The sequence below is a fragment of the Sphingomonas sp. BL-S-30 genome (assembly GCF_055521475.1).
Genome location: NZ_CM145481.1, coordinates 2,954,197 through 2,970,334, shown reverse-complemented (window position 1 = coordinate 2,970,334; position 16,138 = coordinate 2,954,197). Strand labels below are relative to the sequence as shown.

At 66.4% G+C, this 16,138-nt stretch carries 13 protein-coding genes; 6 read left to right on the top strand and 7 right to left on the bottom strand.

All coding sequences use genetic code 11. The annotated features are described in order from the left end of the window. Window positions 1-116: 116 nt before the first annotated feature. The 5 genes from ACZ1I5_RS13765 to ACZ1I5_RS13745 are packed head-to-tail and all read left to right on the top strand — an operon-like array spanning window position 117 to window position 8,466. The gene (locus ACZ1I5_RS13765) at window positions 117-2,240 is read left to right on the top strand and encodes a multicopper oxidase family protein (RefSeq protein WP_465169812.1); all 2,124 of its coding nucleotides are present in this window, start codon (window positions 117-119) and stop codon (window positions 2,238-2,240) included. After that, window positions 2,233-4,260, top strand: a complete 2,028-nt coding sequence (locus ACZ1I5_RS13760) for a tyrosinase family protein (protein WP_465169811.1) — start codon at window positions 2,233-2,235, stop codon at window positions 4,258-4,260. Before ACZ1I5_RS13765 ends, ACZ1I5_RS13760 begins: the two co-directional genes overlap by 8 nt. Before the next feature lie 38 nt (window positions 4,261-4,298). Beyond that, complete coding sequence (locus ACZ1I5_RS13755) at window positions 4,299-6,953, top strand: LodA/GoxA family CTQ-dependent oxidase (protein WP_465169810.1); 2,655 nt, start codon at window positions 4,299-4,301, stop codon at window positions 6,951-6,953. A 3-nt stretch (window positions 6,954-6,956) separates the two neighbouring features. Beyond that, window positions 6,957-7,373, top strand: a complete 417-nt coding sequence (locus ACZ1I5_RS13750) for a hypothetical protein (protein WP_465169809.1) — start codon at window positions 6,957-6,959, stop codon at window positions 7,371-7,373. Beyond that, window positions 7,354-8,466 carry an FAD-dependent oxidoreductase gene (locus tag ACZ1I5_RS13745; protein ID WP_465169808.1) on the top strand — a complete coding sequence of 371 codons (1,113 nt, stop codon included), beginning with the start codon at window positions 7,354-7,356 and terminating at the stop codon, window positions 8,464-8,466. The genes ACZ1I5_RS13750 and ACZ1I5_RS13745 overlap by 20 nt, the downstream gene beginning before the upstream one ends. A 124-nt stretch (window positions 8,467-8,590) precedes the next feature. Here the strand turns inward: ACZ1I5_RS13745 and ACZ1I5_RS13740 are convergent, their stop codons facing one another. The 6 genes from ACZ1I5_RS13740 to ACZ1I5_RS13715 form a co-directional block, all read right to left on the bottom strand. Further along, window positions 8,591-9,397 carry a DUF2189 domain-containing protein gene (locus tag ACZ1I5_RS13740; RefSeq protein WP_465169807.1) on the bottom strand — a complete coding sequence of 269 codons (807 nt, stop codon included), beginning with the start codon at window positions 9,395-9,397 and terminating at the stop codon, window positions 8,591-8,593. Between the two features lie 619 nt (window positions 9,398-10,016). Further along, entirely contained in the window at window positions 10,017-10,838 is an 822-nt protein-coding gene (locus ACZ1I5_RS13735; protein WP_465173967.1) for an alpha/beta fold hydrolase, read from the bottom strand. A gap of 144 nt (window positions 10,839-10,982) precedes the next feature. Then, window positions 10,983-11,330, bottom strand: a complete 348-nt coding sequence (locus tag ACZ1I5_RS13730) for a hypothetical protein (protein WP_465169806.1) — start codon at window positions 11,328-11,330, stop codon at window positions 10,983-10,985. Further along, window positions 11,327-12,196, bottom strand: coding sequence for an alpha/beta fold hydrolase (locus ACZ1I5_RS13725; protein ID WP_465169805.1), 870 nt, complete (start codon window positions 12,194-12,196; stop codon window positions 11,327-11,329). Before ACZ1I5_RS13725 ends, ACZ1I5_RS13730 begins: the two co-directional genes overlap by 4 nt. Before the next feature lie 154 nt (window positions 12,197-12,350). Next, on the bottom strand, window positions 12,351-13,247 hold the full coding sequence (locus ACZ1I5_RS13720) for a helix-turn-helix domain-containing protein (RefSeq protein ID WP_465169804.1): 897 nt from the start codon (window positions 13,245-13,247) through the stop codon (window positions 12,351-12,353). A gap of 93 nt (window positions 13,248-13,340) precedes the next feature. Further along, window positions 13,341-13,874 (bottom strand): hypothetical protein, encoded by a 534-nt coding sequence (locus ACZ1I5_RS13715; protein ID WP_465169803.1) that lies wholly within the window; start codon window positions 13,872-13,874, stop codon window positions 13,341-13,343. A gap of 482 nt (window positions 13,875-14,356) precedes the next feature. On the opposite strand from ACZ1I5_RS13715, the gene ACZ1I5_RS13710 reads away from it, so the two are divergent. Further along, a complete protein-coding gene (locus ACZ1I5_RS13710) occupies window positions 14,357-14,941 on the top strand; it encodes a hypothetical protein (RefSeq protein ID WP_465169802.1) in 585 nt (194 codons plus the stop codon). 115 nt (window positions 14,942-15,056) lie between these two features. Here ACZ1I5_RS13710 and ACZ1I5_RS13705 read toward each other — a convergent pair whose 3' ends face one another. Next, entirely contained in the window at window positions 15,057-15,992 is a 936-nt protein-coding gene (locus ACZ1I5_RS13705; protein WP_465169801.1) for a D-2-hydroxyacid dehydrogenase, read from the bottom strand. Window positions 15,993-16,138 lie beyond the last annotated feature (146 nt).

Sequence of the window (16,138 nt, the reverse complement as noted above, 5' to 3'; positions counted from 1 at the left end):
GCTTCCCGTGTGCCGGATAGCGCCGTTCTGGCCTCAACTCGCCTCGACACGACCCGGCCGGCAACCCAAAACATGAACGGGGTTGGCCGATCCGACCGACACAGGGAGGGGATGTCATGTCGCTATTTACGCGCGTTTCACGTGCACGGCTGATGGCCGGCGCGATCGGCTTCGGGCTGGCCTTGGGCGCCATGCCCGCCAGCGCGCAGGAGGTGCCTGACGACGACGTCAGCAACCCGCCGCTGCTCAAGGCTCGCGCCGAGCCGCCCCGGCCTCTGCTCGCCCTGACGGTGGGTGCGACGCCGGGAATTGAAACGACGGCGGCGCAGCCCGTGCAACGCCGCGACAAGATCCTCGACCTGACCATCAAATATCTCGACGGGCGGATCCGCAATCCGGCGAGCAAGACCCAGCATTTCGACAAGGTGCATCTGCGCAGCTATGTCGGCACCGATACCGATCCGACGAACCCGTTCATCTCGCCGATGATCGAGGTGGCGCCCGGCGATACCGTCCGGATCGACCTGCACAACAAGCTCGATCCCGACCCCTCATGCCTCAGCATGAGCGATCACAATGCGGATACGCCGCATTGCTTCAACGGCACCAATCTCCACACGCACGGCCTGTGGGTGAACCCGGCCGGCAATGGCGACAATGTGCTCCTGTCGATCAACCCGGGCGTCGACTTCACCTATGAATACAACATCCCCTCGGATCATCCGTCGGGCACCTTCTGGTATCACACCCACCGCCACGGCTCGACCGCGCTTCAGGTGTCGAGCGGCATGGCCGGCGCGCTCATCGTGCGCGGCAACCGGCTGCCCACCACCAGCCGCCATGGCGACATCGACACTCTCCTGCAGGCCATGACCGAGCGCGTGCTGGTGATGCAGCAGATCCAATATGCCTGCCGCGGCGAGCCGAAGCCCGGCGAGAAGCTGGGCCCGATCAAGCAGACCAAGGAAGGCCGCTATATCTGCGACAAGGACGATGTCGGCGGGATCGAGGGCTATGATCAGTTCGGCCCCAATACCTGGCCGAACTCGGGCCGCTTCACCTCGATCAATGGCAAGGTGCTGCCCTTCTTCCGCGCGACCCAGGGCAGGATCGAGCGCTGGCGGATGATTCATGGCGGCGTGCGCGACACGATCAGCCTGCAATTCTTCAAGCTCCGGCCCGGTAAGCTCAAGGCGGCGCTGCCGACGCTCACGCCCGAGAATCAGGCCAAGGCGATCGCCGATCTGTGCAGCGGCACGCCGCTTCCCTACACGGTCATCGCCGCCGACGGGCTGACCATGGCGCACGGCCACCAGACCGCCATCACCACCTTCCAGCCGGGCTATCGCTACGACGCGCTGGTCGTGTTCCCCGAGGCCGAAGCCTATTGCGTGGTCGATTCGTCAGCGCCGAAATCCGGCACGGTCAATGGCATCCAGGTCGGGCCGCAGCTCCTCGGCATCGTCCGCGTCGCGCCGGGGACGGCGGTGCCCAATATCGGCGACTATGTCCGCGATGCGCTGGTGGCGAACGCGAAACAGGCGATGCCGGATGACGTGAAGACTGCCGTGGTCGACGATCTGACCAATGGGTTGAAATTCACCAGTTTCACCCCGCATCCGGACATCGCCGACGATGAGGTGACCGGCAAGCAGGAGCTGACCTTCTTCATCCAGGTCCCGCCCAAGCCGCTCCAGTTCCAGGTCGGCAACACGCTCGAAACCAAGGATGCGCAGCCCTATGATCCGAACCGCATCGACCGCAAACTGACGCTGGGCGGCGTCGACGAATGGACGCTGCAGTCGCATTATGTCAGCCATCCGTTCCACATCCACGTCAATCCGTTCCAGATCGTCTCGATCAAGGATCCGATGGGCAACGAGGTCAGCACGACCGGCTCGCAGGACAAGGGCGACGGCGTCTCGATCGATCCTCAATATGAGGGGCTGCAGGGCGTCTGGAAGGACACGCTGTGGATCAAGAGCCTGATCGGGGAGGAAAACCCGCCGCCCCCCGGCTCGTCGGGCATCTACACCATCAAGATCCGTACCCGTTACGAACGCTATATCGGCGAATATGTGCTTCACTGCCACATCCTCGACCATGAGGATCGCGGCATGATGCAGAATGTCGCGGTGGTGGTGCCGCAGGTGCCGCTGCGCGAAGCGCCGAAGACGCCGCCCGGTGCGCTTCCGCCTGGTGGCGCTGCCATGCCCATGCCGGACCACCATCATGACTAGCAAGGACGACACCGACACGGCCCTGTTCGGCTATGCCGAGGTTCAGGAAATCCTGCGCGGGGCGGCCGATGGCCAGGCGCGGCCGCCCGAGGATCCGCTCGGCGCTTTCTGGGACCTGCCGTTGCCGGCATTCCTGGCGCTCCGGCTCTCGGGCACGCCGCTGATCGAGCCGGCCGCGTCGCGCGGCGCCTGTTGCGGGGGCGGAGGTTCGGGGCGCGGTGCCCGCTCGGCGCTGGTGCGCGGCCTGCGCGGCCAGAGCCCGTTCGACGGCACGCAATATCCGCGCCTGCCCTGGGGCGGGGCGCCGGTGGCGGATGTCGATATCGACCGGATCGAACGTTGGATCGATGAGGGCGCGCCCGGGGCGGTGGTCGGCGCGCTGGAGATCGGCGAGGTCGAGATCGCCGGCAGCAGCCGGGTCGAGGTCAAGGGACTGGCCGGGCCGGTCTTTGCCCCCGCCACCGATCCCGCCGAATGGCGCTACCGTGCCGGCGAACTGCGCCAGCGCATGGACATCGACGCGATGGGCGAGGGGCAGATCGCCCGGCTGCGTCATGCCTTTCGCGAGATCTATAATCTCAACAAATGGCCGGGCGATTGGCGCAGCTACAATAACCTCGCCCTCATCCACCAGAATCACTGCCAGCATGGCTGGGAACGCTTCCTGCCCTGGCACCGCATCTATCTTTATGAATTCGAGCAGGTCCTGCAGGATTTCTGCCCTGACGTGACGCTCCCCTGGTGGGATTTTCCCGCGGCGCGCTATTGCCCGGACGATCCGCCGAGCGGCGAGCGCATCCCGCGCGCGCTGAAATGCTTCCTGACCGAGGCGTCGCTCCATTTTCTCGCCGGAAAGGGCATCCCGACGGACGGGCTGCGCGGCATGGTCGGCGTGCTCTATACCAGCCTGCACGATTTCCTTGCCGCCGTCGCCGACGCGATCGGGCCGGATTACACGAAGGGCGAGCCGCGCGAGCGTTTCATCGACGCGCTGCTCGAGTCCAATGCGCTCTGGTATCCGCTGCGCTATCCGGGCGAGTTCGGCCCCGGCCAGACGATCAACAGCCGGATTCATTATCATTACCCGACCGCCGCCGATCTCGACGAGATCCTTGCGCTGCGCACCTTCCGCGATTTCGGCGGCGGCAGTCTTTACGTCGACAGCTTCGGTTTCCTCGACCAGAACCCGCACAATACGATGCATATCTGGACGGGCGGCTTCAATCCGGACTTTCCCAAGCCGCCGCCCGAGGCGCTGGTCGATCGCAACCGCGCGGTCAGCGTCGCCGGGCGCAAGTTCCACCAGCGCGAGGATCTCTATTCCCAGCCGCCCACCGGCGACATGCTCAGCAATCTCACGGCCTCTTATGATCCCGTCTTCTGGCCGATCCACGTCAATATCGACCGGCTGTGGTGGCACTGGCAGCAGGAGCATCCCGAGGGTGTGCCGGCCGATCTCGATTCGGCGCTGACGCCGTGGAGCTATTCGGTCCGCGACACGCTCGACATGCACCGCTTCGGCTATGAATATGTGCGCGGCGGCTGCATCATCCCGGTCGGGCTGGGCACCACGGTCAGCCGCTTCGTCTCGGCGCCGGTCGCGGTGCCGGACACGGTGGAAAAGGGCTTCCGCTCGGCCGAGGTCCGGCTCCACCGGGTGCCGCAATTGCCGCGGTCGTGCTTCATCCGCGTCTTCCTCAACGTCCCCGATGCCGATGCGTCGACACCGCTGACTCATGAGGGCTATGCCGGCTATGCGGCGGTGTTCGGGCACGGCGACTGCTATGGCGGGCCGGGGCATTGCGACCTGCCCGGCGACCGCGGCCGCAAGTTCGACCTGCGCGAGCGCAGCATGAACACGCCGCGCAACCACCGTATCGACGTGACGCGCGCCGCGCGGCGCCTGCTCGCGGCGGGGGCCAGGACGATCACGATCAGCCTGGTGGTGATCGACGCCTCCTATCAGGAGGACCCCGACCTGCTGCGGCTCGACGGAGTGTCGCTCAACTTTCTCGACTGAACATGGGCGCGCGCCAGGGTGCGCGCGGGGAGATCAGCATGCCGGCGCCATCGGTCTATCGTATTCATCCGGCCATCGGCATCGCCCGCCTGGGCGACAGTCCGGACAGCTTCTGCATCTCGCCCGAGGGGCCGGCCCGCCTGCCGATCGAGTGCGACGGCGCCGGCAATCCGGTCCACAAGGACGAATCGACCAGCAAGTCGTTCAAGTTCAAGGACGCGGAAGGGCGGATCAAGCGCCAGGCCGCGCGGTTCCAGATCTATGTCTATGACGCGGAAAATCCCGAGGGGAAGCCGCTGCGTATCGGCGATCCGATCGAGGGCGGCGGCAATCAGGGCACGCTGGTCGACATCCAGTGGCGTGTGCAGCTCGCCAACAAGAAATCGGCCTGGTTCACCTTTGACGGTCTGCGCGGCGAGATCGGCTATCCGCCCGGCACGCCGCTGCGCAACCCGACGATCACGGATCCCCAGGCCCGGCAGAAGCTCATCACTGATCCGGGGCCACAAGCGGTCGATTGCGGGTCGCGCCGCAAGGCGAGCTTCAGCCGCGACGGCAACCCGATGTATGCGGCCAATTTCCCGCCGACCGGCATGGCGCCGCACGACATCGACACTTTGGGGGATCTGCTCACCGACGATCTCGGCCGGTTGCTCGTGCTGGGCGGCCATGGCCGCAGCGGCAGCTTCCTGACCGGCTTCGGCCATCCGCGCATCGATCAATATGCCAATAGCGATGGTTGGTTCGACGATATTTCGGATGGACCGGTGATGGCGCGGCTCGTCATGCACGCGGAAAATGTCGATCAGCTGCGCTATGTCGATGTCGAATATCCCGCCTGGGTGGTCGTCGGCTATCCGCGCTACGCGCCGCAGGTGCTCGACATGATCACGCTCGAGGACGTGGTCGAGGACATGTCGATCCGCGAATTCGCCTATCGCACCGACATGTTCGGCACCGCCGGCACCTTCGCCGATCCGCAGGCGATCGACCCGACCGATCAGGCCGCGCTGCTTCACTGGAAGGCGGGGTCGGTCGAATGGAATGCGGCCTATCGCCCCTGGTTCTGGCGCGACATCTGGCCGATCCTGTTTCGAGCCGACGAATTCTCCTATTTCACCAACATTCTCCAGCAGTCGAACTTCCCGCACAACCAGTCGACGCGCGGTTCGTTCGATCCCTATCAGCTCTGCCAGCCGCCCCGGGTCGCGCCGCGCCAGCTTGCCCGCAAGCAGCAGGCGGCGATCGAGGATCATGTGTCGGGCCGGCTGGTCGAGGCCGCGCTCGAGCCCGGGCTGATGCTGCTCGATGCCACCCAGGCGCCCGGCGCCTCGGCCGCGGCGGAGGCGGCGGCCGGACCGCTCGCTCAGGCCGCGGCGGTCTTCGCCGCGGCCGTCTGTCCGCCGGAGGCCGGGGAGGATGCGGCGGTCTATGCCGCGCGCTGGCACGCGGTCCATGTCGAGAATGCAGACGTGCCGTCGCCCTTCTACGCCGAGGCGAAAGCGGCGTTCGATGCGGCTATCGCCGCCGCGGTCGCGACCGTCGCCGATGCGGTGCCCAGGCCCAAGGCAATGCTGCTGGCGCTGGGGCGCAGCACGGCGCGGCAGGAACCCGCCGTACACGATCGACCGCAGGACCCGGACGAGCCGATCGAGCGGGTGCTGCAGAGGCTCGGGTTCGAGCACCGCGCGGGCGTGCTGCTCGACCGAGCGCTCGATCTCGCCGCCGCCGAGGCGGTCACTGATCCCGGCCGGCCCAAGCGCCAATATCTGTTCGACCTGCTGCGCAAGCCCGGCGAGGAGAATGTATTCCGGCTCGACGGCAACCCGGCGACGCGGACCTATCACCTGCCGCTGATGCCGCTGCTCGCCGGCGACAACCCGATCAACAACCAGGCGGTCAGCAAATTCCTGCGCCTTACCGACACGCAGCTCTTCCTGTTGCGGCAATGGGCCGACGGCCTGTTCATCGACGAGGTCGAGGCCGGCTTCGCGCCGCCGGTCGCCCCTTGGAAACCCTATAAGGGGTGGGTCGCGCGCACCGGGCGCGATCTCGATCGCGGCGTGCTCTCCAACCTGCTCGGCGGCGCCTTCTGCCCGGGCGGGGAGACGACCTGGATCATCCGCAACCCCGCGATCTGGCGCGAGCCCTACCGGCTCAGGGCCGATCCCGAATGGTATGGTTTCCAGCTCACCGCCGCGCAGCAGAATGCCAACCGCTGGGGACCGGGGCTCGGCGAGGAGGGCTATGTCGCCTATGCCAGCGATCCGCTCTCGCTGGGCAGCAATTTCAAGGTCGGGCTTCAGCCGGGCGACGTCACCAAGCTGTCGGGCCTGCCCTGGCAGGCCGATTTCAACGAATGCTCCACCCAGACGATCGACGTCACCTATGAGGAATGGAACAAGCTCTATCCGGGCAGCGTCGGCAATGATCTGCTCGTCAAGGAACAGCGCGTCTGGGAAACTTTGTGGTGGCCGGCGCATCGCCCGATGCAGGTCTATTTCCCGGTGTCCGGCGGCGGCAATCCGCAGATGCGCAACTGGGCGCGCGGCATTCCGCAGACCAATGCCGGCGACCTGAAGATGGTCACCGAATGGTCGAAGCTCGGCTTCGTCGTGCGCAATGACGGCGCCGGCATCGACGCACCGTCGCCATCCTACAAATATATCTGCGTCGAGGATTCGGAGGAGTGAATCATGGGAAACCTGTTCGCCGGTGATTGGACCTATCGCAGCCTGCTCAACGACCCCGATGTGCAGACCGATTTCAAGGATCTCGAATTCGGCCGCGGCACCTTGTCCTTCACCGAGCCGGCACCGGGCGAGATCGGCGGCACGATCGGCGGGCCGGGCTGGTCGCTCGCTCTGCATGGCAGCGCCGGCTATGGCTCGCCGGCGCAAATCCGCTTCCAGGGCAAGGGCGTCGTCGGCGGCGAGCAATGGATCTATGATTATATCGGCTGGCTCGTGCCGGTCTGGCCGAACAGCACCGATCAGCTCCAGACCGCCGCGATCGTCGGCTCGGTGACTCGCACCATTCCCCATTCCGGGAGCGGGGGCAGCACGCACCCGGCGGGCGTGGTCGCGTCCTTCTATGCCGTCCGCGCCAGCTGAGTCACCGCATGCCGCCGATGTCGCGATCATCGGCGGCGGTCCGGCGGGTGCCGCCGCCGCGCTGACTCTCAGGCGGCACGCGCCGGGATTGCGCGTGCTGCTGCTCGAGGCGGGCCGCTACGACGCGCCGAAGCTGGGCGAAGTCTTGCCGGCGCTGGCGCGTGGCCTGCTCGACCAGCTCGGCGTGATGCCGGCTTTCGAGGCGGGCGGCTTCGTTCCGGGCCGCGCGGTCGACTCCGCCTGGACCAGCGACACGCTGGTCGAACGCCCCGGCATCTTTTCGGCGCACGGCGCTGGCTGGCAGCTCGACCGTGCCCGCTTCGACCGATTGCTCGCCGAGGCTGCTGCGGCGGCGGGCGCGGAGCTTCGCCTCGCGTCGCCCGTGCGATCCGCCGCTGAGACCGCCACCGGTTGGCGCCTCGATCTGGCCGATGGCGGCAAGGTCGAGACAAGGCTGGTCGTCTGGGCGACGGGCCGGCGCTGGCGGCTGGCGCGCGCTTTCGGCGCTGCGCTGCAGGCAGGAGAGCCGCTCGCCGCCTTCGCCCGCTTCTTCGCCGGCGCGCCCGGCGATTCCCGCATCGTCATCGAGGCCCGGCCGGAAGGGTGGTGGTACAGCGCCGACCTGCCCGGTGCCCGCCGGGTGGTTGCCTGCATGACGGATCCCGACATCGCCGCCGGTCTCGGCCTGCGCGAAGCCGAAGGCTGGCACCGCGCGCTGGCGGCGACCCGCCATATCGCCGCCCTGGTGCCGCCGGGAGCTCGCGCTGACCAGGCGATCGTGCGCGCCGCCGGCACCGCCACGCTGGACCGCGCGGTCGGCCGGCGCTGGATCGCGACGGGCGATACCTTGTTCGCGGCCGACCCGTTGTCTTCGCGCGGGATCGTCCATGCGCTGCGCTCGGGCATCCTCGCCGCCTATGCCGCCGCCGACACGCTGGACGGCCGGGGCGAGGAGGCAGCCCGGCGCTACGCCCTGATCGCGGCGCACGGCATCACTGACTATCGCCGCGCCCTGGCCGATCATTATGCCGCCGCGGCGCGCTGGCCGGATGCGCCCTTCTGGCAGCGGCGCATGGCGGCCATGGCCGCCTGAGGGTTGAGCCATTGAGGCTGCCCTATCTCCGTTCGCCCTGAGCCTGTCGAAGGGCTGCTCTTTCTTTCATGGCGGAGAAGAACAAGGCTTCGACAGGCTCAGCCCGAACGGGGAGGAGTGGTTTTCAGCTGCCCGCCACGCTCCGATCCACCAGCCGGGTATAGAGATGCCAGCTCGCATAACCGAGCACCGGCAGCACGACCACCAGCCCCATGAACAGCGGAATGCAGGCAAGCGCGAGCAGCACCGCGACGATCAATCCCCAGATGGCGATCTCGACCGGGTTGCGCCACGCGGCGCGCAATGAGGTCTGGACCGCGAGAACGAAATCGACCGGCCGGTCGACCAGCAGCGGGAAGGACACCACCGTCGTCACCAGCGTGATCGCCGCAAAGACAAACCCGGCAAGGTTGCCGAACAGGATGAGCTGCCATCCCTCGGCCGTGGTGAAGAGCAGCCGGACGAAGCTGCTCAGCTCGGTCGGCTGAAGCGTGTCGAGCGTTTCCCGGTAGATCGCCCAGGCGATGCCGATCCAGGCAAGGAAGAGCAGGGCGAGGAAGGTGCCAAGTGCCGCGATCTGCGGTGCCGACGGTCCCCGGAACGGATCGAGGAAATGCACCCATTGCGTGTCGCGGCCTTCCTCGCGCCGCCGGGCCAGCTCGTAGAAACCGACCGCGATCAGCGGGCCGAGCAGCGACAGGCCGGCGATCAGCGGCAGCAGCAGCGGGAACAGCCTCGCCCCGAGCGCCACCCCGGCCACGACCAGCATCAGCACGGGGTAGAGGATGGCGGCGAGGATGATGTCGCCGCGCTTGTCGAGGAAGTCGGACCAGCCCTCGTGCAACGCCCAGGACAGGTCGCCGCGACTGATCTCGCGCACGACGGGGGGCTGTGATGACGACGCGGCAGGCGTAACGGGAATGGCAACCATGGCGAGCCTCTCCTAGCGAGGCAGAGCGGGCCGCCGCCCGTCTCGCGTTCAGGTTATTCCGTGGCCCCGATATGGCCACACGGCCCGGTCGCGAACGATACGCTTTTGGCGGGCGGAGATAAAGCGACGTTGCTCGCTGGCCGGTTCATCGGGCATGGCGACGGGACTCCGGTTTCCAGCCCCCTTCGGTGCGCACCATCTCGATGCCGCACCCGATGCAGGCACTCCGGAAATCCTGACCGTCATGTACGACGCGGCGTCCGTTGCGATGATGGCGTCCGAACAGGCACAGAAAAATCCGCGTAAAGCGCACCGATGCTCTCTCCCATTGTCGACGGCTCCGCTCCGGAATCGCTGCGCCGGCCATAGGCTTGATGCATCCGCGTCGCAATATAAACCGGCATTTGTTGTGCCAATTGTTTGCATCGCCACGAGTGCGCTTCGCAGCGACGATAGGTGTCATTTGCATCACCGGCGAAGAGTGCCGGGGAGGCAGGTTTGCACGCACGGCTGGCCGCACGTAACGTCGCCACCATTAAAGGACGCGGTGTCGTGCCGCGTGCCTTTGCGGGCTCAGTCAGCCCGCAAAGGGTCGGCGCTCCATTCGCGAGACGGCGCTTCAGGATTTCAGGAACGTCAGCAATTCCGCGTTCACCCGGCCCGCATGAGTCACGCACATGCCGTGCGGCGCGCCCGGTATCTCAACCAAAGTCCCCCTGGGCAGGATCTTGATCGACTTGCGCGACGCGATGTCGATCGGCACGACCTGGTCCTCGACGCCGTGCAGCAGCAGGGTCGGGATCGTCATCTTCTTCAGGTCGCCGGTGAAGTCGGTCTCGGACAGCGCGGCGATGCAGTCATATTGTCCTTCGATGCTGCCCATCATCGCCTGCGCGAAGAAGGAATCGATCTGCCCCTGCGAAACCTTCGCGCCCGGCTTGTTGTAGCCGTAGAACACCATCGGGAAGTCCCGGTAAAACTGCGCCCGGTCGGAGAGCAGGCCCGCGCGCAGCCCGTCGAACACGCTCATCGGCGCCGCGACCGGGTTGGTCGGGGTCTGCAGCATATGCGGCGGCACCGCGGAGATCAGCACTGCCTTGGCGACGCGCGCCGTGCCGTGCCGGCCAATATAATGCGCCACCTCGCCGCCGCCGGTCGAATGGCCCACCATCGTCGCGCCCTTGATGTCGAGCGAGTCGAGCAGGGTGGCGAGATCGTCGGCATAGCTGTCCATGTCGTTGCCGTGCCAGGTCTGGTCGGACCGGCCATGGCCCCGGCGGTCATGCGCGATCACCCGATATCCCTGCTTGCCCAGGAACATCATCTGCGCGTCCCAGGCATCGGCGCTCAACGGCCAGCCATGCGAGAATGTCACGACCGGGCCGGTGCCCCAGTCCTTGTAATAGAGTTTTGCGCCGTCTTTCATGGTCATGGTGGACATGGTCTTTGCTCCTGTCTTGATCGGTGCGGCGAATGCGTCGTGCGGCAGCGCCAGCGCGGCCGCCGCGGCGCCGGCGCCGGCGATCACCGCGCGCCGGCTGGGGGAGGGGGTGGTGCTCATCGGCGTTCGCCTTTCGATGGGGGATCAGTCGAGCGTCAGCAGGCCGAGCGGCCAGAGCGGCCCGATCGGGATCAGCTCGAACACCATCATGCCCGCCTCGCCGAGCGGCAGCGCCTCCAGCAGCGCATGCGCCTCCGCGGGGTCGGTCACGTTCATCAGGAAGACCGCGCCTTCGCCGTCCGACCGGGCAAACCACTGGTCGATCTTGCCGGCGAGCATCAGCCGCATCGTGTCGCGTGCCTCGAACGGCATCACAGGCCCGCGCTTTTCGGGCGGCGCCTTGTCAGTCCAGCGGCCCAGCGCGAGCACCCGGGTCACGGGCACATCCTGCAGGGCTTTGACGGTCTCGGGGCTCGGGGGATTGGTGTTCATGACAATATCTCCTTGGCGACCAGCGCCGGTTCGTCGGATTGCAGCCAGTGGCCGGCGGCCACCGGGTGGAAGGACCCGTGCTTGAATCGGGCCGCCCGTTCCTCGCCCATCGGCGCGGAGAAATAGGGGTCGTCGGTTCCCCAGATCACCCTGACCGGCATTTCCAACGCGGCGAGCTCGCTCAGCCGCCCGGCATTGCGCTTCAGCTCGGCATAGAATTGCGCGGTCATCTGCACGAAGGCCGGGGCGGAACTGGGCTGGGTGATGAAATTGTCGGCGATCAGGGGCCCGATGACGCGCTCGAAATGCGCGCGGTGCTCAGGTGAAAGCGCGGCGGCGAACCGCCCCTGTTGCCATTGCAGCAGCCAGCCGAACTGCGCCGGGCTGTGCCGCAACGCCTGGGCAAGCGCGGCGAGCGAGGGATCGCCGAACAGGATGATCATCTCCGGCCACACCGCCAGCGGCGAATCCTCGAACGCCGAATTGAGGATGCACAGGCCCGCGACCTTGCGCGGGTGCGCGATCGCGAAATTCACCCCGACGATGCCGGAGGAATCGTGTGGCACCAGGACGATATCGCCCAGATGCAGATACTGGACCACTGCCTCGAGATCGCCGAGCTGCTGATCGAAGCCGTAGGTCGCGCCGGCCGGCTTGTCCGACCCGCCGAAACCCAGGAAATCGAAGGTGACGACCCGGCGCCCCGCCGCGGTCAGATGGGGGATCAGGTCGTCATAGATGCCCTGATTGTCCGGGAAGCCGTGCATCAGCACCAGGGTCGGGCCGGCGCCCGGATAATCCCGGGCAAGGACATTGCCCTGGCTGGTCGGGATGCGATGCTCGTCATAGGCTAGCGGACTGGTCATGGGGTCCTCGCAGCCGGGCGATCCTTCCGGGATTGCTCGTCGACCGCGACTATCCGCTACGGTGCCGCCGGCTGTATTGGACAATCAGCCGGGCGGATTTTGGGATATTCCTGCGGTGCGAGGGCTCAGGAGTGCCTGGCGTCCGGACGTCCGGTCAGCGATGCCGCCGCCGCCAGCGCCCTGGTGTCTCACCCTCGATCCGGGCGAAGAGCCGGCTGAAATGGCTCTGGTCGACAAAGCCGCATGTTGCCGCGATGTCCGCCAGCGGCAGGTCCCCGGCCAGCAACAGCTCCCGCGCGCGTTCCACCCGCCGGCGGATCAGCCATTGATGCGGGGTGGTGTCGGTCGTCCGGCGAAAGGCGCGCGCGAAATAGGCCGGGGACAGGCCGCATTCCCGGGCAAGCTCGGCGACGGTCGGGTCGCCGTCCAGATGGGCGGTCATGAAGTCCAGCGCACGGCGCACCTGCCATGGGGCAAGGCGGTCGCCGTTCCGCGATGCGGGGGCCCGCCGTTCGCCGTAGACGGCGGTAACATGGGCATGGAAGGCGAGCCCGATATGGTCGATGAACAGCGTGCTTCGCTCGCTCGGCCGCTCGACGCTGTCGATCAGGGCGCTTGCCAGGCCGTGCATCACCCGGTCGTCAGCGCTCAGTTGCGGCAGCAAGGTCACCGGCCCCCGAATCCCGTGGTCGAACGCCAGCTCGTCGAGCGAGGCCTGCGAGATATAGAAACGCAGCGTATCGAACGGTGTGTGGAATTCGGACACGGGGTTGGAGGCCAGGTCGAACAGAAACGACCTGCCCGTCGGCACGGCAGCCGCGAAACGGTGTTGCCCGTCGATCCAGAGGTCGACCGATGACGGCGCGAGCGACACGTGCAGGCAATAGGCGCGCTCGGTCGGGACCTCCCTGGCCCGTTTATGGGCGGGGATATCGCTCTTCAGCCGGGCAAAGCCGATCGGCGCCACCGATGCGGTCCGCGCGAGCGCTGTCGGCACGCGCGGCAGCTGAAAACGCTCGCCCAGAACCATGCTGTCGTAACTGCCGGTCACTCGGACCTCCACAGCTGGATGTCGGGGTGCGTCCCCCTGCATTGACTAGCTGATTTTGGTCCCGACGGACAGCGCCAAAGCCCGTGCGCACGCTCAAACGGGCGCGCCGATTCCCTCGGTCCGGCGTCTCGCCCCATCGGCCGCGCGGCGGGAGCGGCTGCGCACCGGCGCCCAGCGGCAATTGTCCGGCTGGAAATCGTCATCGGGGTCGATCCGGACGAGGATCTGGCCGGCCGGGCGCTCCCCCAGATCGGCCAGGAACGACTCGAAATCGGCGCTCCAGCCAGGGCAGACGCCGATGCCGCGTCCGCCAAAATCGCGGTACCGCGGCGAGTCCCTGTTGGTGCAGAAAGTGTTGATCTCCTGCCATGCGCGATAGGTCGGGTCGTGGCGCTTCTTCGCGCGCCGGCCATGCTTGAGCAGCCGCGCCGCGCAGATTTCCCGGTGCAGACATCCGCAGCTGGCGGTCTTGCCCGCGCGCACCGCAGTGCCGTCGACGGTCGTCTCGTTGCCGCAGTCGCACAGGAAACGCCAATGCGCATGGCTGCCGGCGCGGTGGGAAAACTCGATCCCGACCAGGCGGCCGTACCGCAGGCCAGTCATGTCGATCCTGATCTTACGGGCCATTCGCCATCTCGTCGCCAACGGGTTGAGCTATATACAGCCATATATAGTTATTCGCCACAAGACCGGAGGCCCCCGCGATCGCGGAGGCTCCTGTGAGCGTCGAGCAAGGAAGGCGCGGCGCCGCCTCGCATTTCAGATTGTTCAGTAGCCCTGGCTGCGGCCCCATATGAACGCGAATTCAAAGCGATGAATGCTGCGACACCGCCTCCCGCGGGGAAGAATTCGAACTTCTTGATGTGAATGCGCGGGCGTCGCAACGTCGGAGAAGCTGGGTGCGGGTGCGATCGTTTCTGCTACAGATCCGATACAGTTGCAGTTTTGTATTTGAAGCATCCTGCATATGTTACACATATGAATGGAATATTGGTGGTAGTGAATCGCGAGATATTCATCCGCCCTGTCGAATCTTGGTATCGTCGTGTAAAGCTGTTTGATGGGGTCATTGTGAATGAGGATTTAACTGGTATCGTAAGGAGGAAGTCATGTCTGAGAGTAGCAATTACTTCGTGGCGAACGGTGCTGCGGCCATGGCCTTCAAGACTAACGGAGCGAGGATAGATTATGGCGTCAACGTCGAAGGGCGGCGTTGCGGGGTTTATGGTGGAAGCGGTGCCGAGTTCGGTCGCGAAGCGGTCACCGCCGGAGTGGGGGTCTGGGGCGCGGGCAAGGTCGAAGGCGTTCATGGCCGAGGCTCGTTCGCCGAAGGCTCCAGCAGCGTGGGGGTCAGAGGCGAGGGCACCATGTGCGGCGTGATCGGAACCTGCGCCGAGGGAGCTGCCGTCGAGGGCGTGAGCAGCCGGGGGCGGGGTGGTGTATTCGCGTCTTGGCGTGCCCAAATACGGCTCGTGCCCGAGAGGCGGGAGCAGCGGACCGAACGGCCGATCGACGAGTTGCTGCCCGCTGACGGCCAGACCCGTGATCTTCTCGCCCTGTCGACCGACTCCCTTGGAGCAAGCCTCTGGTTTTGCGACCGGGGTGCTTTCCAGGATGGCAATGAAACCGTTAACGCTCTCTGGAGACAGGTGGAACTCGGAACCGCCCTCACCGGTAAAAGGAGTTTTGATTGAGCGCCCCCGTCGTTTCTGACCTGTCGCGGAACGCGCGGGGCCTTTTAAGCTCGAGGCTCGACCGTGAAGGGGTCGACGAACGCGATCATGTCCGCTTCCTTTCCGGACGATCCCCTCAATACCCCGCCTCAAGATCCACCACGTTCCGCATCGCCCGCCCGCTCATGAACGCCTCCAGATTCTCCAGGAACAGCGCCGCCGCCCGCTGAAACATCTTGGTCTGGCTCCGCCCCGACAAATGCATGGTGTGGATCGTGTTCGGCGCATCCCATAGCGGATGCTCCGGCGGGAGCGGTTCCGGCGTCACCGTGTCGAGGAACGCGCCTGCGATCCGGCGTTTGGTCAGCGCTTCGATCAGCGCGTCCTGATCGACCATGTCGCCGCGCGCGATGTTGATCAGCCAGGCGCTCGGCCTCATCGCCGCCAGTTCGTCCGCGCCGATCAGGGCCTTGGTCTCGCCGGTCGAGGGCGCCGCCAGGATCACCCAGTCGTAATCGCCGATCCTGGAAGCCCAGGCATCGGGCGTCAGCGTGCCGTCACGGCCCGATCGGGTCACGCCGGTCACCTCGACGCCGAACGCCTTCAGCCGATCGCCGATCAGCGCGCCGATCGTGCCGTATCCGACGATCAGTGCCTTGGTCTCGAACAGCTCGATCTGCCCCGGCGGGGTCAAGGTCCATTCGTGGCGGTCGGCGATGCGCACCACTTTGTCGAATCGCTTGGCGGCGGCGAGAATGCCCATCACCGCGTATTCGGCGACCGCCAGCGCGTTGATGCCGGTGCCGTTGGTCACGATCGTGCCCTGACGGCGCAGCGCGGGCAGGTCGAGGAAATCGATCCCGGCCAGGATCGTGAACAGCCATTTGAGATGCTTGGCGCGCAGCACCGCTTCGCCGATCGTGCCGGTGCGCTGCATGTCGACCCAGGCGATGTCGGCGTCGACGATCATCTCCATCGCGTCCTCGCGGCTGGCGAACCAGGCGACATCGAGCCCGGCGGGCAGGCGCGGTTCGATCAGCGGACGGGCCAGGGCAGGGAGGACGGCTTTCATCGGGACACCTCTCATGGCCCCGGATGATCTTTCCGGGATCGCAGCCGGTTCATGCCGCGCGGCTTCCGCCGCGACAAGCCCGGCAGCCGCGCGGGCGGATCGATTCAATGCTCCACCGGAAGCGCGCAGGATGGGCCCGGGCAAAG